This is a genomic window from Halomonas sp. DP3Y7-2 (assembly GCF_019800795.1).
GTDB lineage: Bacteria > Pseudomonadota > Gammaproteobacteria > Pseudomonadales > Halomonadaceae > Halomonas > Halomonas litopenaei_A.
In genome coordinates this window covers 1-22634 of sequence record NZ_JAHVKJ010000002.1, presented here as the reverse complement: position 1 = coordinate 22634, position 22634 = coordinate 1, and the positions used below count along the sequence as shown (strand labels likewise).

14 protein-coding genes are annotated in these 22634 nt (G+C 59.6%); 11 read left to right on the top strand and 3 right to left on the bottom strand.

The window, feature by feature from the left end; translation table 11 throughout:
- Positions 1-157: 157 nt before the first annotated feature.
- A complete protein-coding gene (locus KUV45_RS03320) occupies positions 158-976 on the bottom strand; it encodes an outer membrane protein assembly factor BamD (RefSeq protein WP_206943977.1) in 819 nt (272 codons plus the stop codon).
- 173 nt (positions 977-1149) lie between these two features.
- Between KUV45_RS03320 and rluD the strand changes: the two genes are divergently transcribed.
- The 7 genes from rluD to clpB all read left to right on the top strand — a co-directional run bounded on the left by rluD (position 1150) and on the right by clpB (position 13897).
- Positions 1150-2109 carry a 23S rRNA pseudouridine(1911/1915/1917) synthase RluD gene (rluD, locus tag KUV45_RS03315; RefSeq protein WP_222164055.1) on the top strand — a complete coding sequence of 320 codons (960 nt, stop codon included), beginning with the start codon at positions 1150-1152 and terminating at the stop codon, positions 2107-2109.
- Positions 2106-2861 carry a peptidoglycan editing factor PgeF gene (gene pgeF, locus KUV45_RS03310; RefSeq protein WP_206943974.1) on the top strand — a complete coding sequence of 252 codons (756 nt, stop codon included), beginning with the start codon at positions 2106-2108 and terminating at the stop codon, positions 2859-2861. The genes rluD and pgeF overlap by 4 nt, the downstream gene beginning before the upstream one ends.
- Positions 2862-3510: 649 nt before the next feature.
- On the top strand, positions 3511-4011 hold the full coding sequence (locus KUV45_RS03305) for a hypothetical protein (RefSeq protein ID WP_206943973.1): 501 nt from the start codon (positions 3511-3513) through the stop codon (positions 4009-4011).
- A gap of 135 nt (positions 4012-4146) precedes the next feature.
- The gene (locus tag KUV45_RS03300) at positions 4147-6093 is read left to right on the top strand and encodes a hypothetical protein (RefSeq protein WP_224852143.1); all 1947 of its coding nucleotides are present in this window, start codon (positions 4147-4149) and stop codon (positions 6091-6093) included.
- 87 nt (positions 6094-6180) lie between these two features.
- A complete protein-coding gene (locus KUV45_RS03295) occupies positions 6181-9684 on the top strand; it encodes a DNA repair ATPase (protein ID WP_224852142.1) in 3504 nt (1167 codons plus the stop codon).
- An 18-nt stretch (positions 9685-9702) separates the two neighbouring features.
- Entirely contained in the window at positions 9703-11133 is a 1431-nt protein-coding gene (locus tag KUV45_RS20270; RefSeq protein WP_224852141.1) for an AAA family ATPase, read from the top strand.
- A gap of 181 nt (positions 11134-11314) precedes the next feature.
- Positions 11315-13897 carry an ATP-dependent chaperone ClpB gene (clpB, locus tag KUV45_RS03290; protein WP_222164054.1) on the top strand — a complete coding sequence of 861 codons (2583 nt, stop codon included), beginning with the start codon at positions 11315-11317 and terminating at the stop codon, positions 13895-13897.
- Positions 13898-14289: 392 nt separating this feature from the next.
- Here clpB and KUV45_RS03285 read toward each other — a convergent pair whose 3' ends face one another.
- Complete coding sequence (locus KUV45_RS03285; RefSeq protein ID WP_206943970.1) at positions 14290-15711, bottom strand: sugar porter family MFS transporter; 1422 nt, start codon at positions 15709-15711, stop codon at positions 14290-14292.
- Positions 15712-16330: 619 nt separating this feature from the next.
- Between KUV45_RS03285 and KUV45_RS03280 the strand changes: the two genes are divergently transcribed.
- Positions 16331-18055 (top strand): acetolactate synthase 3 large subunit, encoded by a 1725-nt coding sequence (locus tag KUV45_RS03280; protein ID WP_206943969.1) that lies wholly within the window; start codon positions 16331-16333, stop codon positions 18053-18055.
- Complete coding sequence (gene ilvN, locus KUV45_RS03275) at positions 18055-18546, top strand: acetolactate synthase small subunit (RefSeq protein WP_206943968.1); 492 nt, start codon at positions 18055-18057, stop codon at positions 18544-18546. The genes KUV45_RS03280 and ilvN overlap by 1 nt, the downstream gene beginning before the upstream one ends.
- A gap of 92 nt (positions 18547-18638) precedes the next feature.
- Here ilvN and ilvY read toward each other — a convergent pair whose 3' ends face one another.
- A complete protein-coding gene (gene ilvY / locus KUV45_RS03270) occupies positions 18639-19526 on the bottom strand; it encodes an HTH-type transcriptional activator IlvY (protein ID WP_206943966.1) in 888 nt (295 codons plus the stop codon).
- 223 nt (positions 19527-19749) lie between these two features.
- Between ilvY and ilvC the strand changes: the two genes are divergently transcribed.
- Positions 19750-20781 (top strand): ketol-acid reductoisomerase, encoded by a 1032-nt coding sequence (gene ilvC, locus KUV45_RS03265; protein WP_224852159.1) that lies wholly within the window; start codon positions 19750-19752, stop codon positions 20779-20781.
- 232 nt (positions 20782-21013) lie between these two features.
- Positions 21014-21835 carry a CDP-diacylglycerol--serine O-phosphatidyltransferase gene (gene pssA / locus KUV45_RS03260; RefSeq protein WP_206943964.1) on the top strand — a complete coding sequence of 274 codons (822 nt, stop codon included), beginning with the start codon at positions 21014-21016 and terminating at the stop codon, positions 21833-21835.
- Positions 21836-22634: the final 799 nt, after the last annotated feature.

Below are 22634 nucleotides of genomic sequence, written 5' to 3'. Positions count from 1 at the left end.
GGCGCTCTGGCCAGAAGAGGGCGTTGGCCAGAAGAGGGCGTTGGCCAGAAGAGGGCGCTGGCCCAGAGGCTGCGCTGTGACCGCAAGACGTCACCATCAAGAAAAGGGGCTGCGTCAGCAGCCCCTTTTTCCATCGCAATCCGCGCTTGTATCGTGATCAGGCGCTGAGCGGTGCTTCGTCCACGTACTTGGGTTCGAAGCGGCGACCATCGAGGCGCTCGTTGTCGGGGTCATTCTCGAGCAGTACCTGCAGGGTCTCGCTGGCGCGATCGCGCATGCCCATGCCCAGGTAGCCTTCGACCATGACCGCCAGGGCGTCACGGGTCGCTTCTGCCTGGGGGTAGTTCTCGATGACCCAGCGGCCGCGCTGGACTGCCGCCATGTAAGCCTTCTTGCGCAGATAGAAGTCAGCCACGTGGAGCTCGTGCTGGGCCAGCAGGTTACGCAAATAGATGATGCGTTGACGAGCATCGGGTGCGTACTGGCTGTCGGGGTAGCGGTTGGTCAGGTCAGTGAAATCGGTATAGGCATCTCGGGTGGCCCCAAGGTCACGCTCGGAGATGTCGATGACTTTCAGCGACTCAAGACTGAAGCGACCTGCCTGCCAGGCGGCCAGGCCTCGCATGTAGTAGGCATAGTCGACCTGGGGGTGATTGGGGTGCAGACGAATGAAGCGACTGGCGGCGGCACGAGTGCCCTCCCAATCGTCCGTTTCGTAGTACGTGTAGATCAGCTCAAGCTGGGCCTGCTCGGCATAGTCGCCGAAGGGGAAGCGGGTATCGATCGCCTCCAGGCGGTTCATGGCGGTGGTGAAACTGCCATTTTCCAACGCCTCGCGGCCCTCCTGATAGAGCTGGCGCTCGGTAGCGCCGTCGTAGCGCTCTTCTTCGACGTCGTTGCTGGCGCAGCCGCCGAGCACCGCGCCCATCAACACCAGGGCGCCCAGGCGAGTAGCGGAAATAGTGAAAACGCGCATCTTGGTCCTCGTGTCAAACAACCCGGGTCGGCCGTGGTAGAATCGGCCGCGATCCGCCCACTATAAAGCACCTTGTCCTGAAACGCAGTCCTCCTGCACTTCGGAACACGCTTTGGGCGCAGGCGAACCACTGGTTCCATTGACTTTCATGCCAAGAGACGTCGTCCGCACCTATGTCCCAGACCCTCGATGTTCACCACCGCATTCCCCTTGAGATGGCAGGCTTTCGCCTCGACCAGGCCGCGGCTGAGCTGTTCTCCGACTTTTCCCGGGAGCGCCTCAAGGGCTGGATCAAGGATGGCTCCTTGACCCTGGATGGCGCGACCGCCAGGCCAAAGGATAAGGTGCACGGCGGCGAAAGACTGTCGTTGACGGCGCATATCGCCGACGATACGCGCTTTGATGCCGAAGACATCCCACTGGATGTGGTCTACGAGGACGATGATGTACTGGTGGTCAACAAGCCGCCGGGACTGGTGGTTCATCCGGCTGCGGGGAACCCTGACGGCACCCTGCTGAACGCACTGCTGCATCACTTTCCTGATGCCGCGACATTGCCCCGGGCGGGTATCGTGCATCGCCTCGACAAGGACACCAGCGGATTGATGGTGGTGGCCAAGACCCTGGCCGCCCACGCGGACCTGGTGGCGCAGCTGCAGGCCCGCACGGTATCGCGGGAGTACGACGCCATCGTGGTGGGCAAGATGACCTCCGGAGGAACGGTTGATGCCCCGATCGGACGTCATCCCAAGGATCGTAAGCGCCAGGCGGTCACCGCATCGGGCAAACCGGCGGTGACCCACTATCGGGTCGTCGAGCGCTTCCGCGCCCACAGTCATGTGCGCTGCAAGCTGGAGACCGGCCGTACCCACCAGATTCGGGTGCATATGGCCCACCGGCGCTTTCCGCTGATCGGTGATCCGGTTTACGGTGGTCGACTCAAGCTGCCACCGGGGGCGGGCCAGACATTGAAGGAAATTCTGCGTGAGTTTCCTCGCCAGGCATTGCACGCTCGCCGCTTGGCCTTTGTGCATCCCCGTCATGGCGAGGAGGTCAGTTTCCACGCCGCGCTGCCGGATGACTTGCTGATGCTGCTGGATTATCTGCGCGTTGATGCGGAGACCATGCAATGACGGATGCCCTTGATCTTCGCCCCAGCGTTATCCTGCCAGACTGGCCGGCACCGGCGAATGTGGGCGCCTTTGTCACTACTCGCGAGAGCGGGCCCAGCCAGGGTCCCTATGCCGCTTTCAACACCGCCAGTCATGTAGGCGACAAACCGGAGCACGTCAGTCTCTGCCGACGCCAGCTGGGCAAGGAAATTGGCGATGAGCGGCCCCTGCTGTGGCTGGACCAGGTTCATGGCGCCAGTGTGCAGCACGGTTGGTGCGATGAGACGCCCAAGGCCGATGCGGCGGTGGCGACGACTCGGGACTATGCCTGTGTGGTAATGACGGCCGACTGCCTGCCCGTCTTCTTCTGCGACCGGAGTGGCGAGCGCGTCGCGGTCGCCCACGCTGGATGGCGCAGCCTGGCAGGCGGCGTGCTGGAAGCTACTGTCGCCTCGCTGGGGAGCCCCGCCGGCGAACTGCTGGCATGGCTGGGACCCGCCATCTCGAACGCCCAGTTCGAGGTGGGTCCTGAAGTACGGGAGGCGTTCTGTGGTGTGCATCCCGAAGCCTCCAGTGCGTTTGAGCCCAGCCCGTATCGACTGGGTCACTACATGGCGGATCTTTACCGGCTGGCGAGGTTGCGACTGGAGCGCCTGGGTGTCGCTCACGTCAGTGGAGGGCACTTCTGCACTGCCTGTGAATCCCGTTTCTACTCTCACCGCCGCGATGACGGCGTGACGGGGCGCATGGCCAGCGTCATCTGGCTGCGATAGCCACAGCGCTATGGTCTTGTCCCACGCCATCGGCGACGGGCGGTGGCGTAGGATCTCCCTGTGGCTCTGTAGTCCTGTGGACGATGCGCTGCGGCCCGATGAAGGCGACGCTGCCTGCCAAGGTGTGACCCAGATAGTGCTGTTGGCCGCCGTGCGCTGCTCTGCCTGTTGTACGTCTTTCCCTTCTTTTCGTGTGCTCTCCGCTGCTTCTCTTGTTCATGGCCTGGTACAGGCGCTATGTGGCCCGGGTATCTCAACGCCAAGGTGCGTGCGTGGAAGGCCCGGCACGGGCGTTGCCCGGTAACGAGAGAAGGCAACGACAGGCTGCCTGATGTTTCAGAGTTTATTTGTTTAGGTTGTTCCCGTGATGTGTCACTCGGGAACGGCTGTATCTCCGTGCCTTTTTTATGAATTTTTGAAATCGAGAAGCTTGTAGGACTATGGCTATGCCGTCCCTAAGAGGGAGGTGTTAGCGTCATCTTCTTGTGAAAGTGGGATCGACTTACACCGCAGCTGGGTATCCGTAATGTCCGGAGTGTCTCGTTTTTTTATTGTTGCATTTAATTTCCCTACATTGCTGTTCACGATACTTCTGATGGTGTCAGTGCTGTATTGGCTGATTACTCTATTGGGTTTTATGGATGGCGACATGACGGACCTGGTCGACATCGATGCGGAAGGGGCGTTTGATCTTTCCGGCCTGTTGGCGACGTTAGGTCTGCATGGTGTCCCGTTGCCCATGACGGTGACACTGCTGTCCCTGTTTTCCTGGCTTAGTAGCTACGTGCTTCAGCTGTCAGCTATCTCCTATCAGTGGTCCTCAGGCGGGTGGATGATGATCTCGCTGGGAATCCTGGTCATTTCCGTCGTGGCCGGTTATCTGCTTGCCGTCATGCTGGCGCGATGGCTGCGCCCCGTATTTGCGACCTTGTATCAGCACCATCAAGAACACTGCATGGAAGGCTTGAGCGCTGTGGTGACAGGACTGGCCAGGGATAGCTGTCGAGGGCGGGCTAGGGTCAGCCGGGAAGGTGTCGATTTGACCGTGAATGTCAGGGCCGTAGCGCCACTCAAGCATGGGATGAGAGTACTGCTGGTTCGGGAAGAACGGGGGCTTTATTACTGGGTGGAAGATGTCACGCCGGGGTAGGTCTTGCTGGGTCGATGTAGATCATGCTTCGCGAGGGTCTCCATAGTGCTTCGCAAGCCAACGTGGATATGCAACGTAGGCGCCGAAACATAACGATATACGACAGGGAATGGGGTGCGATCAATGGAAGATATTATGCCGTTTGAAATGGACTTTTCGTGGGTGATGCCCGCCTTGGTAGTGGTAGGCGTCATCGTGCTGGTCATTGTATCAATCATGTTGTTGATCAAGGCGTTCTACAAGAAGATTGATCAAGGGCAGGCGTTGATCGTCAATGATATGTCCAAGACCCCCAAGGTCTACTTTACCGGGGCCATGGTACTGCCCGTCATTCATCGTGATGAAACGATGAAGATCTCGGTGATTACCCTGGAATTGAACCGCCAAGGGAAAGAAGGACTGATCTGCAAGGATAACCTGCGAGCAGATATCTCGGTCGCGTTCTATCTGCGAGTCAACGAGACCGCGCAGGATGTCCTGAGGGTTGCCAAGTCCGTTGGCGTCGACCGTGCTTCCGATAGAAACGCGGTGAATGAACTGTTCAATGCTAAGTTTAGTGAGGCACTCAAGACCGTCGGCAAGAAGCTCGAGTTCATGCAGCTGTTCGAGGAGCGGCAGCGTTTTCGCGACATGATCATCCAGACCATCGGTGAAGATCTCAACGGCTATGTGCTGGAAGATGTCGCTATCGATTATCTGGAGCAGACGCCCAAGTCTGCCCTGGATCCCAATAACATCCTCGACTCTGAAGGCATTCGTCGCATTACCGAAATCACGGCGGCCCACAACTTGGATACCAACCGGCTTGAGCGCGACCAGGAGCTGGAAATCAAGCGCAAGAACGTTGCGGCCCGTGAGGCTTCGCTCGAGCTGGACAAGTCGCAGGCTGACGCTGAGGCCCGCCAGACTCGGGAAATCGAGACGATTCGAGCCCGTGAGGAAGCCGAGACAGAGCAGGTGAAGGAGCAGGAGCGGGCCAAGGCTGAAGCGGCGCGTATCAAGACCGACGAAGAGCTCGCCGTCGCCAGCGAGAACATGCGCCGTCAGGTCGAGATGGCCGAAAAGGCGCGGGAGCGCGCGGTACAGATCGAGGAAGTGCGTATCCAGCAGGCGCGTGAACTCGAGGACGTCAACCGTCAGCGCAGCGTCGAGGTCGAGCGTATCGGCATGGAGAAGACCCTGGAAGTCGAGCGCAAGGAGATCGCGGTGATCACCAGCGAGCGCATCTCGGTGGAGCGCAACGTGGCAGAGGAAGAAGAGCATATTCGGGATGTGCGAAACCGTGCCGAGGCTGATCGCCGCAAGGTCACCAGCGTGGTGGCCGCCGAGGCTGAGGCAGAAGAGACCAAGATCAAGGAGCTGCGCCTGGCCGAGGCTGCCTTTGAGCGTGCCAAGCTGGAAGCCGACGAAGTGCTGGTGCGTGCCCAGGCCGAGGCAGAGGCGGCGGAGAAGCGTGCGGTCGCAGATGAAAAGCAGGCTCGCGGCCAGCAGGCATTGGCGGCTGCCGAGGGATTGGCGCAGGCGCAGGTACAGGAAACTCGCGCCAAGGCCCTGCGTGCGGAAGGCTTGGTTGAGGCAGAGGTCATTTCGGTCAAGGCCAAGGCCGACGAAGATGCGGGTCTTGCGGATGTTCGAGTGCTTGAACAGCGCCTCGAGGCAGAAGCGTCTGGTGAGGAAAAAATGGGGCTGGCGAAGGCGTCTGCTCGAGAAGCCCTGGCCCGGGCCGAAGCCAATGGTCTGGTCGAGAAGTTGAAGGCGTACGACGCCATGTCTGCCGATGCTCGTGAGTTCGAGCAGTTCCGCATGAACCTTGAGCTGCTTGAGAAGGAGACGCTGGCCAGCATCGATATGCAGCGTGTAGCGGTGCAGGAAAATGGACGAGTGATGGCGGAAGCACTGAAAGGCGCCAAGTTTGAGCTGATCGGCGGTGACGGTGGCATCTTCGATACCTTCTCCAAGGGGTTGGGGATCGGCAAGGGGGTGCAGGGCGTCATGGACAAGGCGCCCGCGCTGCAAACCCTCATGGCTGGTCTGGCCGGCAATGCAATGAGCCGTGCTTCTGCCAAGGATCATCAGCAGTAAGACGCTCACACATCCAGCGATAGCTCGGCCGTGTCCGGGCTATCGCAACGATGCTGTTTCCACTTCTGCAATAGGCATTCCGGCACCATGGCTGACTCCGATCCCCAACACGTCAAGCTTCACGAAGATGGTTCTTCCTATGCACTGCTTGCTCGCCGCCTGGCCACACAAGGGCAGCAACTCGAACGACTGAGCGCTTCCCTCAACACCCTGCGTGAACAGACCTTTGGCGCTACCTCGATGGTGTTGCTGGGGCGAGGTCGAGTGCGCACCGAGTTGAAGTCGATTGCCCGTGATGCCGTCCGTATTGGCGACCAAATGCTGTTTGGCTTTCACGTTCAGCTAGGCCTCAAGCGGGCGCTGCGCGTGGAGGATGTTTTTCGTCTCTATCGGGTCGATGACCAGGAGCATGCGTTTAGTGTTGCTGAGTTGGGGGTGTCGGAGAGCTTTCTGACCGACGAGCGCTTCAATACCGATTTCCAGGAACTCCAGCAGTACTACAGTCATGCCACGCTGTCCCAGTTGGTGATCCTCAAGGGCATGCTGCTGATGGACTTCCAGATTGGCGAGAAGCTCGAGGATCGTCGAGTCTTCCGTTGGGAGCTGGACGCCCTTGGCAACGTCAGTCGCTACATCGACAACCGCGGCGACCGTGACCTGAGTCTGCCTGACCGCTTTGACTTTGCCTGGCGGCGAGTCAGCAGAGACGACCATGTTCAGGGGCGTTCTCCGCACATCAATATTGCCGATACGCTGTTCGTCGATAACCTCGGCGGCTCGGTGACCTTCAAGGTCGAGAACAATACCGACAGCGGCGAGGGGATCTATACCGACAGGGTGGAGTCTGACTCGCAGTCGTTGGATGACGCCAGTGTCGAGTACGCCGACCTGGGCGAGCTGCTGCTCGTCAGGATTCGCCCTTTCGCCGAAAAGGTGATGCGCTACTACGCCTTCCACCGGCCGACGCGAGGTATTCAGCGCTGTGATGCGATGGATAGCGGCATTGTGCTGCTGCCAGACAACCACGGGCTGATGTTTGCGTCTGGGTATCTGCTCAGCAATGGTCAGCTCAAGACCTTTGACGTACCGGCCGAGCCCATGCGTCTGTTGCGATCCGTTCGCTCGCCCAACGGCGAAGATGTGCTGTACCACTTCTATGCCGGCAGCAGCGGGAGGGTGGTGTTCTATCGCTACAACCTGGTCACCAAGCAGGCCGATGCGCCATTGCTGGGACACGGTGCAGCGCTGTTCGATAACGGCCATCTGGTGCTGTTCAATGCGGAGCGTGAACCCTCGTTGGTGCACCCCTTGCAGATATGGATTACCCCCTTTCTGTCTGATATCCAGCATGCTCGCCACGCCGCTGACAATGACAGCCAGCTAGGCCGTATCGGTAACGCGGAGCTGGTTCGGGGACTGGCCGAGCTCAACGACCTGGCAGGGCTGGTGCGAGGACTGCAACCCTACGATGCGTACCTGGCGCAGTTGATCAAGGGCTGCGATCGCTTGCTCGAGCAGTACTACAGGATCGATGAAATCCCCCTGCCGGGAGAAGACGGCGAGACGGATGTCCAGCACCTGCCTGAACAGATTCAGTGTATTCGGGAAACGGCAGAGACGATCGGCGACGAGTTTGAAAAAGTCGAAGAGATCCGTCGCCAATCCGCCGAGGCGGTCACCCGAGCGTCGGCACAGCTGAGCACACTGAAGCGAGGTATCACACCGGATAGCTGGCACCATCCAGAGCCATTTCTGCGACAGCTGAAGGCCGTTCGGCAGTTTCGCGGTGACGTGCGTACCCTGGCGCAGCGTCGTTATGTGGATGTTGAAGCGGTCGACAGCATGGACCAGACCGTGGCGGAGATCGAGCAGCGCCTGATTGACAGGACCCTTGCCTTTCTCGCCACCCCAGACGCCTTGCAGGGCTACCGCGATAGCCTTGCGGCGCTGGTGGACAGAAGTCAGCAGGCCACGGCTCGTCAGGCGCTGGCGGATTGCGTGGCGGACTATCGCGAGATCGCCGAAGGGTTGGACCTGGTCCAGGCCATGCTGGCTACCCTGGGTGGCAAGAATCCAGAGCTTGAGGTCAACGTCAATCAGATGCTGGCGACCGTGTTTGCCTCGCTCAATCGCGAGCGCACGTCAGCGGAACGGCGCCTCGAGGAGCTCACGGTTGTCGAACAGAAGGCTCGCTTTGGAGCGCGCTTGCGACTGTTCGAACAGAGCCTGGCATCGGGTATCGCGGCCATTTCCGCGCCGGATGACGCCACTGAGCTGTTGACCCGCATGTTGGACCTGCTGCAGGAACTGGAGGCCGAATTTGGCGAGCAGGCGGCGTTTCTCACCTCGATTGTTCAGCAGCGAGAGCATTGCCAGGAGGCCATCGAGACCAAGCGTGAACAGCTGGCTCAGCAGCGCCGTGGGCGGGTGATGGCGATGTCTCAGGCGGCTGAGCGGATCCTCGACGGTGTGCCTCGTCGGGCGGAGCGCTTCGAGGAAGAGGCGGCTCTGCAGGCCTTTCTCGCCGCCGACCCGATGATCGAGAAGGTCACCGACTCGGTCGCGAGCCTGCGTGAGCTGGGCGCCACCATGGAGGCGGATGATCTGGAGGCGCGGCTGGTGGCTGTCCGTGATGCGGCGTTGTGCAGCGTCAGGGATCGTGCCGACCTATTTGAAGACGGGGGGCAGGTTATCCGGCTGGGGCCGCGTCATCGCTTCTCCGTCAATCGCCAGGAGGTCTCGCTGACGCTGGTACCCAGAGACGACCAGCTCACTCTCCATATCACCGGTACCCAGTTTTACGAGGCGCTGACCTGTGCTGAGCTCCAGGCCCTGTCACCGCTATGGACGCAGCACCTGCCCTCCGAGTCGCCACAGGTCTATCGTGGTGAATATCTGGCGTATCGTTACCTGCAGCATGTCGATGCTGTCGTGGACACGGCGGACATGGATGCCCTCGAGGCGTCCGTTCGGCAGTTTGCGGCTCCCCGCTTCCGTGAAGGATACGAGCAAGGGGTGCATGACCATGATGCGGCTCGCATTATCGCGGTGCTCGAGCCGGCCAGACGTCAGGCGGGGCTGTTGCGCTTCTCGCCCTTGGCACGCGCAGTGGGTCTTCACTACTGGCTGGGGTTGCCGACCGCCGAGGCCCAGGAATTGATTGCCCACTGTGTGGGCGCAGGACAGATACTGCGGGAATACGGAAGCGACGAGCTGAAACGCGACCTGGTGGCAGAACTCGCACCGCTGCTTTCCACCTATGAGTTGGTGGTGGCGCTGGGGGCGGAGGAGCGCTGTCACGAAGCCGCGACGTATCTGGTCGAATGGCTGGCAGCCGATCAGCAGGGCATCGAGGTGTCTCAGCATGCGGACCGGCTGGCCAACGCCTTTCGCGAGGCGCTAGATCGTGGCCAGCAGAGAGCTGCCTTCGAGGCCATGCGACAGGCCCTGACCCGGCGTGCGGAAGACCGCTGGATGGCGACCCGACGCTGGCTGAGTGCCTGGAGTCACGCGGCGGGTATCGATGAGTTGGAGCGCTACTATCTGGACGAGGTAGTGGCGATGATCGACGCTGGCGACCAGCTGTCCTAGACGCCGCGGGAGGCTGAGTTGAGCGTTCCCGTCGAGGGATTGCTCGGCGATCATGGCCTGATCGAATCACGCAGGTTGATGCTTCGCCTTGATGACTTCGAGCATCGTCTCGAACACCATCTGGCACGGGTGGAGCCTGCGTGGGAGCAGCTGCAGGACCTGCGCAAGAGCGTGCTGGAAGAACAAGGCAGGCGTCTTGATGTCACTGCGTTCAGGCCTCGCCCGCTGACGTCCTTTGTACGCAACCGATTGATCAGCGAGAGCTATTTGCCGTTGATTGGCGACAACATGGCCAAACAACTGGGTACCGTGGGAGCGAAGCGACGCAGCGACCTGATGGGGCTGTTGATGCTGATTTCACCCCCCGGCTATGGCAAGACCACGCTGATGGAGTATGTCGCCCATCGTCTGGGCCTTATCTTCATGAAGATCAACTGCCCGAGTCTGGGGCGAGAGGTGACATCGCTCGATCCACAGAAGGCGCCTCATGCCACGGCACGAGCCGAACTGGAGAAGGTCAACCTGGCGCTGGAAATGGGCAACAACGTCATGCTCTATCTTGATGACATCCAGCACACGGATCCAGAGTTCCTGCAGAAGTTCATCTCGCTGAGCGACGCCACACGCACCATCGATGGTGTCTGGCGCGGCACCTCGCGTACCTATCAGTTGCGGGGAAAACGCTTCTGCATTGTGATGGCCGGCAATCCCTATACCGAGGAGGGCAAGGCGTTTCGTGTGCCTGACATGCTTGCCAACCGTGCTGATATCTACAATCTCGGCGATATTCTCTCCGGCACAGCGACCATCTTTGCCCAGTCGTACATCGAGAATAGCTTGAGCGCTCACCCGGTGCTGGCCCCTCTGTTGACTCGGGGTATGGAGGACGTTTATCGGTTCATCGACATGGCCGCTGGCAGGGAGGTGCCGGTCAGTGAGCTGGAACATGACTACAGTGGGGCAGAAAGAGATGAGATTGTCGCCCTGCTGACCAGAATGCAGCGGATACGCGACGTCATTCTCAAGGTCAATGGCGCTTATATCGCGTCCAGTGCCCAAGCCGACAGCTACCGGGAAGAGCCGCCATTTCTGCTTCAAGGCAGCTATCGCAACATGGCCAAGTTGGTGGAGAAGCTGTCCCCTGCGATGACCGACGGCGATATCGATGCACTGATCGACGATCACTACCAGGGTGAGGCGCAACTGCTGACCAGCGGTGCGGAAGAAAACCTGCTCAAGCTACGTGCCTTGAGAGGCACGATGGACCCCGACGATGCAGCGCGCTGGGCCTCGGTGTGTGCAGAGTACCGTCGGCGTCAGCAGGCGGGGGGAGACGAGGATGTGGGGGCCAAGGTCGTCATGCAACTTGGGCGGATTGCCGAAGGGCTGGGGCAGGGGGTGTCGAGTCGTCAGCGAGACCGTGATTCGCAGCTCTGCGACAGGACCTAGTGTCGATATGTCACCTGCCAGCCTGCGCCTGGAGTCTAAGCCCCTGGCGTTGCAGCACGCCCGCTGCAGCAGCGCCAACCCGACTTGAAACCTTGCTAAAGCACCGCCATATCTCTGTCAAGTCACATTGACAGGGTCACGCGGTGCGTCCGATCGCATCGCCATCCCCAAGGAGATATCGATGCGTTTCGACAAGTTTACTGCAAAGCTTCAGCAAGCCATTGCCGATGCCCAGTCGTTGGCCGTGGGCCGTGGACACAATCAGATGGAGCCCGCACACCTGCTGCTGGCACTGCTCGACAATCGCGATACCGGCATCAAGGCGCTGGTACAGAAGTGCGGCGGCGATGCCGCAAGGATGCGAGATGGACTCGCAGGTCTGCTCGACGATATGCCAAAGGTTGCCCACTTTGATGGCGAGGTGCAGCCCTCTCGCGATCTGATAAAGCTGTTCAACTTGACCGATGCAGAGGCCCAGAAACGCGGCGATCAGTATATCGCCAGCGAGTTGGTGCTACTGGCCGCGCTGGCCATGAAGCACGCGGTGTCAAAGGTCCTTACCCAGGCAGGGGTCACCCAGGCGTCTCTGCAGACGGCGATTGATAGCGTTCGAGGTGGCCAGAAGGTGGATGATGCCAACGCCGAGGACAGTCGGGAGGCGCTGGAGAAGTACACCCTGGATCTGACCCAGCGGGCTGCGGATGGCAAGCTGGATCCGGTCATTGGTCGCGATGATGAAATTCGTCGCACCATTCAAGTACTGCAGCGGCGCACCAAGAACAACCCGGTATTGATCGGCGAGCCAGGGGTCGGCAAGACGGCTATTGTCGAGGGCCTGGCGAGTCGCATCATCAATGGTGAAGTGCCAGAAGGGCTGAAGGACAAGCGCGTGCTGTCGCTGGATATGGGAGCCCTGTTGGCTGGCGCCAAGTTTCGTGGTGAGTTCGAGGAGCGCCTGAAGTCGGTGTTGAATGAGCTGGCTCAGGAAGAGGGCCGGGTCATCCTGTTTATTGACGAATTGCACACCATGGTGGGCGCAGGCAAGGCCGAGGGGGCGATGGACGCCGGCAATATGCTTAAGCCGGCGCTGGCTCGCGGTGAGTTGCACTGTGTCGGTGCCACCACCCTTGACGAGTATCGTCAGTACATCGAGAAAGATGCCGCGCTCGAACGTCGCTTCCAGAAGGTGCTGGTGGATGAGCCGAGCGAAGAGGATACCGTCGCGATTCTGCGCGGGCTCAAGGAGCGCTACGAAGTTCATCACGGTGTGGATATCACGGACGGGGCGATCATCGCTGCCGCCAAGCTGTCGACCCGCTACATTACCGATCGGCAGTTGCCGGACAAGGCCATCGACCTGATCGACGAGGCGTCGTCACGTATTCGCATGGAGCTGGATTCCAAGCCTGAGGAGATGGACCGTCTGGATCGTCGCCTGATTCAGCTCAAGATGGAGCGGGAGCACCTCAAGAAGGAAACTGATGAAGCCTCGCGCAAGCGACTGGAAACCCTCGTTGAGCAGATCGAGGAGCTGGAGCGTGAATACGCTGATCTCGACGAGATCTGGAAGGCCGAGAAAGCCAGCATTCAGGGAGCTGCCCAATTCAAGGATGAGCTTGATCGCGCGCGGGTAGATCTGGAGCAGGCACGACGCCAGGGTGACCTCGGGCGCATGTCGGAGCTTCAGTACGGGGTGATTCCGGAGCTTGAGAAGAAGATTGCCGAGAGCGGGGACGCGGAAACCGATACGCGCCATCACACCCTGCTGCGCTCCAACGTCACCGAGGAGGAAATTGCCGAGGTCGTATCCCGGTGGACCGGCATTCCGGTGGCCAAGATGCTGGAGGGCGAGCGCGACAAGTTATTGCGTATGGAAGAGGCGCTGCACGAGCGCGTCATCGGCCAGGAAGAGGCGGTCACAGCGGTGTCCAATGCGGTGCGCCGTTCACGCGCGGGATTGGCAGATCCTCAGCGTCCCAATGGCTCTTTCCTGTTCCTTGGCCCCACCGGCGTGGGCAAGACCGAATTGTGCAAGTCGTTGGCCAACTTCCTGTTCGATACCGAGGAAGCCATGGTTCGCATCGACATGTCTGAATTCATGGAGAAGCATTCCGTTGCACGCTTGATCGGCGCTCCCCCCGGATACGTCGGCTATGAAGAAGGTGGGTACCTGACCGAGGCGGTACGTCGCAAGCCGTATTCGGTGTTGTTGCTGGATGAGGTGGAAAAAGCCCACCCAGACGTCTTCAACATTCTGCTGCAGGTGCTGGAGGACGGGCGCCTGACCGATGGGCAGGGACGCACCGTGGATTTCCGTAATACGGTCATCGTCATGACGTCGAATCTGGGCTCCGACATCATTCAGCATTTTGGTGGGGATGACGCGGACTATGACAGCATGCGCCAGGCAGTGATGGAGGTAGTGGGTACCCACTTCCGCCCAGAGTTGATCAACCGAATCGACGAGGTGGTGGTCTTCCACGCGCTTGGGCAAGAGCAGATTCAAGAGATCGCCGGCATCCAGCTCGAGCGCTTGCGTTCGCGCCTGGCTGAACACGAACTGGGGTTGGAGGTCAGCGACGAAGCGCTGGCTTTGTTGGCGGTGGTCGGCTTCGACCCCGTCTATGGCGCGCGTCCCTTGAAGCGAGCGGTGCAAAGCCGTATCGAGAATCCGCTGGCCCAGGACTTGCTGGCGGGCAAGTTCACCCCCGGAGAGGTGATTCGAGTGGTGGCGGATGACGGTCAGCTACGTTTTGCCCACTGACGTGTGCCCGGTCGTCCGTCTGTTTAAGCCCTTGGGTGTCATCCCCTTCATCATGAAGGGGATGAGTTCACTTACAGTCTTTGCTGTTATGAAGTATCGGTAAGCGTTATCAGGCAGATTTCATGCCTCTCGCTATACTGAAGTTCAGGTTGCGTCCTGTGACCCCCTTGCCCGCCCGGTTCCCCACCCGGCGGGCTTTTTGATAGCAGGGGCGGGCTATTGTGATAGCAGGGCAGGGCTATTGTGACAGCAGGGCCGGGCTATTGTGATAGCTGGGCCGGGCAATGTTGATAGCGGTGCCGGGTCTCTCGCTGGCGGACACTGTCTTGCAAGTTTGCCCCATGGCGAGATGCTGCCGGTGAAAAGAGGGCAGCGTCTCGCTGGCCCATCGTTCAGCGCAGGACACGTGCCCCGGAAAGTCGGACGCGGCGCAGCCTGACGTTGTCGCCTACCAGATGTCGTTGCAGCTCTTCCAGACTGACGTTCTTGGTTTCAGGCATCAGGAACATCACGAAAAGCAGTTGCAGCAGCATCATGAGGGCGAAGAAAGCAAACACCGGGCCACCATTGAAGGTGCTGAGAATCCAGGGCATGACCAAGGTAATCAGCGCCGCAAATACCCAGTGAATGGAGGCGCCAAACGATTGTCCTCGGGCGCGCACGTGGTTGGGAAACACCTCCGAGATAAAGACCCAGATAACGGCACCCTGGCTGATGGCGTGGGCCGCAATAAACAGTGCCAGCAGCATGGGAACCTCGATGCCGCCTAGCGCCTCTGCAAAGAAGGCTCGTGAGATCATGACCAGAGAGACCAGGTATCCCGCCGATCCTATAAACAGCAGAGTGCGTCGCCCGAAGCGATCAATCAGCGACATGCCGATCATGGTAAAGATGAGATTGACCAATCCGATGCCAGCGGTGGAGAGCAAGGCGGCTTGGCTGCCCAGCTCGGCTGCCTCGAGCACTCGTGGAGCATAGTAGATGATGAAGTTGATGCCCGAGAGTTGGTTGAAGAAGGCAATCAGAAAGGCCAGCAGAAGCGGTAGGCGATAGCGTCGTGAGAAGAAGGGGGCTTTGGCAGACTGCTCTTGCGCTTCTGCGTCACGGATGGCGGCGATGTCGGCATCCACGTCTGCTGCGGGATTGATCAAGCGCAGCACGCTTGCCGCTTCCTCGATAGCGTTCTTGTTCAGGATCAGCCAGCGTGGACTGCGTGGCACACGGGTGATCATCAGGGTGTAGATCAGCGCAGGAACGGCCTCAATGCCGAGCATCCAGCGCCAGGCGTCATCACCGATCACGCTGCCGATCACATAGTTCGACACGAACGCCATCAGGATGCCAAACACGATGTTGAATTGATAAAGGGCAACGAGAAAGCCACGCTGGCGCGGTGGGGCGATTTCCGAAATGTAGGTTGGCGCAGCGACGGAAGAAATCCCCACGCCAATCCCTCCGATCAGACGGAAGAAGGCAAATAGCCAAGGATCGGACACGATGGCCGACCCCACCGCAGAGACCAGATACAAGACGCCGATCATCAATAGGGTGGCGCGCCGGCCGAGCGTATCGGTGGGCCAGTTGCCGAAAATGGCACCGATGACTGTGCCCCACAGCGCCATCGACATGATCAGCAGGCCATGCTGCAGGTCGCTTAGCCCCCACAGGGATTGAATCGGCTTGTCGGCGCCGGAGATGACCGCCGTGTCGAAGCCAAAGAGAAAGCCCGCAAGGGCGACGGTGATGGACCATTGGACGATTCTGGACATGGCAAGTCCTCGTTGAGCTGTTGTGATTGTCGTCAAAGAGAGCATGATGAGAGGTGAATCGATTCACTCATGCGGCGTCTTGTGCTCTCGGCCAAGTGCCCGCGAAGGTGTTGTCCAGGAGCGAACTCGCGCGTTACAGGCTTGGTTCGTGTGGTGACGATGAGCTGGATGTGAAAGAGTGAATCGTGTCACCTGTCCATCTCATTACAGCAGCCAAGCAGGAATACTTCGAGCTCCAGGGCTTAGACATTGGTCGTGGGCATGGCCACTGCAGGTGATCCATCACAGCGATAACGGGATGGCCTGCACGGTGCAGGGAGCGTGCGGGTCAAGAACGGCGGTTGACAGTCACTGGGCGCTATTGGAATCTTGTGGGTTCCTGACTGCGGGCGCGGCACCATGGGAGACCCCCCAACGCCGCGTGAAGGGTAGGCCTGCGTGCCTCTACCCGCCGAAGGACTTCCAGGTGAGGGTTAACCGCCCCGCCTGGCCAACGCCCCGACGCGGTGACCCGCCGTGATGAGAGTGCAGGCCCCAACCGGGCCGACGGACGCCAGGGTTTGGCATCAGGTGCCGGTGCGCCGGCAGCAGCATATCGCTGCACTCGACTTCGTGCCGATAACCGGTACGAATCGCACTCGAGACCTCCAGGGGAGATACATCTGTGGAATTGCTTTCAGGCGCGGACATGATCGCCCGCTTCCTCCAGGATGAGGGCGTGGAATACATCTACGGCTATCCAGGCGGCGCCGCGCTACACATCTACGACGCCTTGTTCCGTCAGGACAAGGTAAAGCACATCCTCGTGCGCCACGAACAGGCTGCCACCCATGCCGCCGACGGCTATGCGCGTGCCTCGGGCAATCCTGGCGTCGTGCTGGTGACGTCTGGTCCAGGTGCCACCAACGCGGTGACCGGCATCGCGACCGCTTACATGGACTCGATTCCGATGGTCGTGCTTTGCGGTCAGGTCATGAGTCACCTGATTGGTGACGATGCCTTCCAGGAAACCGATATCGTCGGTGTGACCCGCCCGATCGTGAAACATAGCTTCTCGATCAAGCACCCCAGCGAAATTCCCGAGGTGCTGAAGAAGGCATTTTACCTGGCAGCGACGGGCCGTCCTGGTCCTGTTCTGGTCGATATCCCGAAAGATATGACGGCGCCCACCGAGCGTTACGAGTACGTCTACCCGAAAAAGGTAAAGATTCGCTCGTACAACCCGGTGAGCCGCGGCCACACCGGTCAGATCAAGAAGGCGGTGGAGTTGATGCTGAAGGCGCGCCGTCCGGTCTTCTATACGGGGGGCGGTGTCGTACAGGGGCGTGCCAGCGAAGGGCTCACCGATCTGGTCAAGCAGCTTGGCTTTCCTATCACCACCACGTTGATGGGCATCGGTGCTTATCCCCAGAGTGACAGTCAGTGTCTTGGCTGGCTGGGGATGCACGGCAGCTACGAATCCAACATGGCCATGCACCATGCGGATCTGGTGATCGCCATCGGTGCGCGCTTCGACGATCGCGTCACCAACAACACGTCCAAGTTTTGCCCTACGGCGAAGATCATCCACGTCGACATCGACCCAAGCTCGGTGTCAAAGACGGTGCGTGCAGACGTGCCGATCGTGGGCCCGGCCGCCAGCGTGATCAACGAGATGATCAGCCTGGTGCAAGGTCATGAGATTGCCAATCCGGAGGCACTCAAGGACTGGTGGAAGACCATCGATGGTTGGCGCGAGGACCGCAAGGGCAAGCTCTACGAGCCCTCCAAGCCGGGAGAAGTGCTCAAGCCCCAGGAAGTCATCGAGGCCATCTGCCGGGTAACGCGGGGTGAAGCCTTCGTTACCACCGATGTTGGGCAGCACCAGATGTTTGCGGCGCAGTACTACAAGTTTGACAAGCCCAACCGCCTGATCACGTCTGGTGGCCTGGGCACGATGGGGTTCGGGTTTCCGGCGGCCATGGGCGTCAAGCAGAACTTCCCCGAGGAAGAAGTTGTCTGCGTCACTGGCGAAGGCAGCTTCCAGATGATGATGCAGGAGCTTTCCACCTGTAAGCAGTTTGGTGGTGGGGTCAAGATCATCAATCTGAACAACGGTTCCCTGGGGATGGTGAGGCAGTGGCAGGACCTCAACTACAAGTCGCGTCACGCGCACTCTTACATGGAGTCGCTGCCGGACTTCCAGATGCTGATCCAGTCCTACGGCTTCACGGCGTTGAGGGTCGAGAAGAAGGAAGATCTCGAGGAAGCCTTGGCAAGAACCTTTGCAGACACCCATGAGCTGGTGTTCCTCGATGTCGCGGTGGACCCGCACGAGCACGTCTATCCGATGCAGGTGCCCCTGGGCTCCATGCGTGACATGCTGCTTTCCAAGACGGAGCGGACCTGATGCGACATATCATCTCGATTCTGATGGAAAACGAACCGGGTGCGCTGTCGCGGGTCGTGGGACTGTTTTCTCAGCGCAACTTCAACATTGAAACCCTCAATGTGGCGCCGACAGACGACCCGACACTGTCGCGTCTGACGGTGACCACCGTTGGCGATGACCGGGTGATCGAGCAGATCACCAAGCATCTCAACAAGTTGATTGATGTGGTCAAACTGGTGGATCTCACCGAAGGCAACCACATCGAGCGAGAGTTGATGCTGGTGAAGGTGAAAGCGCTGGGTGCCGCCCGCGACGAGGTCAAGCGCACGGTGGATATCTTCCGGGCTCAGATTGTCGATGTGACTCCGAGTCTGTACACCGTGCAGATCACCGGAGATGCCGAGAAGCTCGATGCCTTTCTGCAGGCCATGGGGCCGGTCGGCGTCCTTGAAGTGGCGCGTACCGGGGTGTCCGGTATTGCCCGTGGTGACAAGGTACTTAGCCTGTAGCGGCGGTCGTGATCGTGTGGCCAGCACTTGGCTTTCGCGCTCACTGCACACGTCTTGCGCCGCCCTTCGGGGCGGCGTTTTCATGGGTGGTGTCAGCGTTCCACGACTTCCTGCCACAGGGCATCGATCAACGGGCTCTTCAGGCGACGCTCCAGTACGCATAGACCCACATCGTAGTAGGGCAGTTCCGGCTTCACCGGCAGCATCCTGACCCGTTCAGCCAGAGGGCTTGCCTCCAGCACGATACGGGGTACGACTCCGATCCCGAAGCCCAGTCCGACCATGCTGACGATGGCCTCGTGCCCGGCAACCTGAGCGTAGATCGTCGGATTTACCCCCAGCGCCTTGAACCAGGTGTCAGCCAGCTCCCGCGACAGCCCACCCTCCGACAGAATCATGGGAACACCCTGCCACTGTGGTTGGCTGGGGCTCATCGGCTGCTGCGGAATCCACGGCTGCGACTCCTGGGGAGCAATGAACACGAGGGCCGAGCGGGTCAGTGACTTGAAGGCGAGCCCTTCCGGCATTCGCCTGGGACGCGAGGTGATCGCCATGTCCTCTTCGCCGTTAAGGACTCGCTGGATGGCCCGAGCCGGATCGCCGGTATGCAGCTTCAGCTCGATATCAGGATAGCGCTGACGGAACTCCGCCAGCAGGCTGTAGAGGAAGCTGTAGCTGGCCGTCACGGAGCAATAGATGCTGATTTCACCGCTCAAGCGCATCGCCGTCGACTGGAGCGACAGCCGTACCTGCTCCCACTGTTCCAGCGCTTCCTTGGCGTAGCGCTGGAAGTGATGCCCCTGAGGGGTCATGACGACGTGGCGGTTGTCGCGTTGGAACAGACTCACTCCGAGCTGGTCCTCCAGCTGTTGAATCGAGCGACTAAGCGTTGATGGGCTGACATGGCACGATTCGCTGGCGCGGCCAAAGTGCAGGGTGTCCGCCAGGGCGAGAAAGTGTTTCAGCAGGCGTAGGTCCATATCGCACCGAGCAAGAAAGAGAGGGAATGTCTGCGTTTCACATATTGGGATGTAGTATTGCAAATATAGCGTTTTACGCAATATAGGTGCGCGGGTAAGGTGGCTGCATGGATGGGCGACCTGGTCATGGCCGGTCGACACTCGCCCAGCGCCGCACAAGACGGCGCGGGTGGCCATCAACGCTGAACACCACAAGACCTATTAACGCCGAGCAGGCAAACGAATCCAGGAGCACCAGATGCGCGTTTATTACGACAAGGACTGTGACCTTCAGCTGATCCAGAGCAAGCAGGTCACCATCGTGGGTTACGGTTCTCAGGGCCATGCCCATGCCAACAACCTGAAAGAGTCTGGCGTTTCCGTGACCGTTGCCCTGCGTCCTGGGTCTTCCTCGGCGGCCAAGGCCGAAGCGGCAGGTCTCAAGGTGGCCTCCGTCGCTGAGGCATGCCAGTCTGCTGACGTCGTCATGGTGCTGGCACCTGACGAGAATCAGAAGGCCATCTATGAGCAGGATATCGAGCCGAACCTCAAGGAAGGTGCGACGCTGGCATTCGCTCATGGTTTCAACATCCACTACAACCAGATCGAGCCGCGCAAGGATCTGGACGTGGTGATGATTGCTCCGAAGGCACCTGGTCACACCGTGCGCTCCGAGTTCACTCGCGGCGGCGGCATCCCGGACCTGATCGCTATCCATCAGGACGCGACTGGCCAAGCCAAGGAGCTGTGTCTGTCCTATGCGGCAGCCATTGGTGGCGGCCGTAGCGGGATTATCGAGACCACCTTCAAGGATGAGACCGAGACTGACCTCTTTGGTGAGCAGGCGGTGCTGTGTGGTGGTGCAGTAGAACTGGTCAAGGCCGGCTTCGAGACGCTGACGGAAGCAGGCTACGCGCCTGAGATGGCCTACTTCGAGTGTCTGCACGAGCTGAAGCTGATCGTCGATCTGATGTACGAAGGCGGTATCGCCAACATGAACTACTCCATCTCCAACAACGCGGAGTATGGCGAGTACGTGACCGGCCCTGAGGTCATCAACGACGAGTCTCGCGCGGCGATGCGCAATGCGCTCAAGCGTATCCAGACGGGTGAATATGCCAAGATGTTCATCAACGAAGGCAACACCAACTATCCGTCCATGACGGCGCGTCGTCGCCTGAATGCGGAGCACGAGATTGAGCAGGTTGGCGAGAAGCTGCGTGGCATGATGCCGTGGATCGCCGCCAATCAGCTGGTCGACAAGACCAAGAACTGATGCAGCCCTGTCTGGGCGACCGTCAGGTCGTCCAGACTGCCGGCGTATAGCAAAAGGGAGAAGCCGAGGCTTCTCCCTTTTGCGTTTGCTGGCATCGCGCTGTTAGCGCGCCTGAGGTGGGGAGTCCTATCACGAGTCTGGGGTAAGACAAGAGTTGCCTTGACGTCGGCAGGGCGGTGAAGGTTGAGTGGTGTAGAATGCCTTTCATACCCGAAGCCAATGGATGACAGAGATGAGCGAAGACGCAGGCAAGCGTGAGCCGACCCCGCGGGAGTCGCAGGAAGAAGATCTGGCAAGCGCCTTCATGCGGGAGTCCGAAGTTGTGGAGGAGGCAGTGGAGGACGGCAAGAAGGTGCGCCGGCGGGGGATCTACCTGTTGCCCAACCTGTTTACGACCTCAGCGCTGTTTTCCGGCTTCTTTGCTGTGGTGGCGGCTCTCAATGGTGACTTTACTGCAGCGTCGGTAGCGATCTTCATTGCCATGGTGCTCGATGGGCTGGATGGGCGCGTGGCGCGTTTGACCAATACCCAAAGTGAGTTCGGTGCGGAGTATGACAGTCTGGCGGACATGATTTCCTTCGGCATGGCGCCCGGGCTTGTCGCCTTCACCTGGATTCTTCAGGACATCGGCAAGACGGGTTGGGTGGTGGCCTTTCTTTATGTCGCTTGCGCGGCCTTGAGGCTGGCGCGATTCAATGTCCAGATCGGCAGTGTCGACAAGAAATGGTTTATCGGGTTGCCCAGCCCCTCGGCGGCGGCACTGGTGGCTGCCAGCGTCTGGACCTTCCACAGCTTCGATGCCACTGCACTCGGGTTCAAGCTGCTGATGCTGCTGGTGGTGGGTGCTGCCGGCATCTTGATGGTCAGCAATATTCGCTATTACAGCTTCAAGGACGTGGACTTGAAAGGGCCCGTACCCTTTGTGGTGCTGCTGGCCATCGTGCTTGGCTTTGTGGTGATCTCCATCGAGCCTTCGGTCATGCTGTTGTTGCTGTTTGGAACCTATGTCGCATCCGGTCCTGCATTGGCGTTGATGCGCAAGCTGAAATCCTGAGTTCCCGTCGATTAAGCGAGCTGGCGGATTTCTGCCAGCTCGCGGCCTGGCTGGCGTAGCCGCTTTCTGCTCGCGATCAGCGGTTCTCGCTCTTTTCTTCTTCTTCCGCTCCCTTCCTTCGCCTTCGGCTCTCCCTCTCTGCTTTTCCCCCTCTCTGCTGTTCTCCCTATCCTTCGGCGCTTGGTTCCTGGACTTGAACGCCCTGCAGCTTGCCCATCGTGCTCCCCGCTCGGGCGCACGGTTATCCACTGAGGTGTCATGAGGAGAGGGGTGTGGATAAGGGGGATGTGCCGGTGCGCACTTTTTTTACGTCAGGCTATTGCCAAGCTGCCTCGAGATCCGTAAAGTACGCATCCGCTGCCGGCGACGAGCAAACGTCACAGGCGGTAAAGAGTGGTAAAAGTAGTTGATTTGAAAAGGCTTTTTTAAGCTTCTCGGAAAAATCACTGCTTGACGAGCAACGAGAAATCGGTAAAATGCTCGCCACTTGATCGGAGTCGCCGACAGGGCATCGAAGGATGCGCTGAGGCACGCTTCGCTCTCTTTTGAGGTCTGCGAGCATCGCTTGCGGGACGCAAAAGAAAGCGCTTGACGAAACGCTTCGATTCTGTAGAATACGCCTTCCTCGCAGGGCGCTGAGCAAAGCGCTCGGCAACAGCGAGGCGCTCATTGAGCTCACTAGAGTCAAGAGCACGCTCTTTAAAAATTGATCAGGTAATTCATGTGGGCGCTTGCCGATGAGTCAGTGACAATGTCACTGAAATATCAAGGCAAGCGACTCGTCAAACGAGACGTTTGA

Excerpts from the sequence above, each read along its gene's own strand:
- clpB (WP_222164054.1), top strand. The coding sequence starts at position 11,315 with ATGCGTTTCGACAAGTTTACTGCAAAGCTTCAGCAAGCCATTGCCGAT.
- KUV45_RS03320 (WP_206943977.1), bottom strand. The coding sequence starts at position 976 with ATGCGCGTTTTCACTATTTCCGCTACTCGCCTGGGCGCCCTGGTGTTG.
- pgeF (WP_206943974.1), top strand. The coding sequence starts at position 2,106 with ATGACGGATGCCCTTGATCTTCGCCCCAGCGTTATCCTGCCAGACTGG.
- rluD (WP_222164055.1), top strand. The coding sequence starts at position 1,150 with ATGTCCCAGACCCTCGATGTTCACCACCGCATTCCCCTTGAGATGGCA.
- ilvY (WP_206943966.1), bottom strand. The coding sequence starts at position 19,526 with ATGGACCTACGCCTGCTGAAACACTTTCTCGCCCTGGCGGACACCCTG.
- pssA (WP_206943964.1), top strand. The coding sequence starts at position 21,014 with ATGAGCGAAGACGCAGGCAAGCGTGAGCCGACCCCGCGGGAGTCGCAG.
- KUV45_RS03285 (WP_206943970.1), bottom strand. The coding sequence starts at position 15,711 with ATGCTCTCTTTGACGACAATCACAACAGCTCAACGAGGACTTGCCATG.
- KUV45_RS03295 (WP_224852142.1), top strand. The coding sequence starts at position 6,181 with ATGGCTGACTCCGATCCCCAACACGTCAAGCTTCACGAAGATGGTTCT.
- ilvN (WP_206943968.1), top strand. The coding sequence starts at position 18,055 with ATGCGACATATCATCTCGATTCTGATGGAAAACGAACCGGGTGCGCTG.
- KUV45_RS03300 (WP_224852143.1), top strand. The coding sequence starts at position 4,147 with ATGCCGTTTGAAATGGACTTTTCGTGGGTGATGCCCGCCTTGGTAGTG.
- KUV45_RS03305 (WP_206943973.1), top strand. The coding sequence starts at position 3,511 with ATGACGGACCTGGTCGACATCGATGCGGAAGGGGCGTTTGATCTTTCC.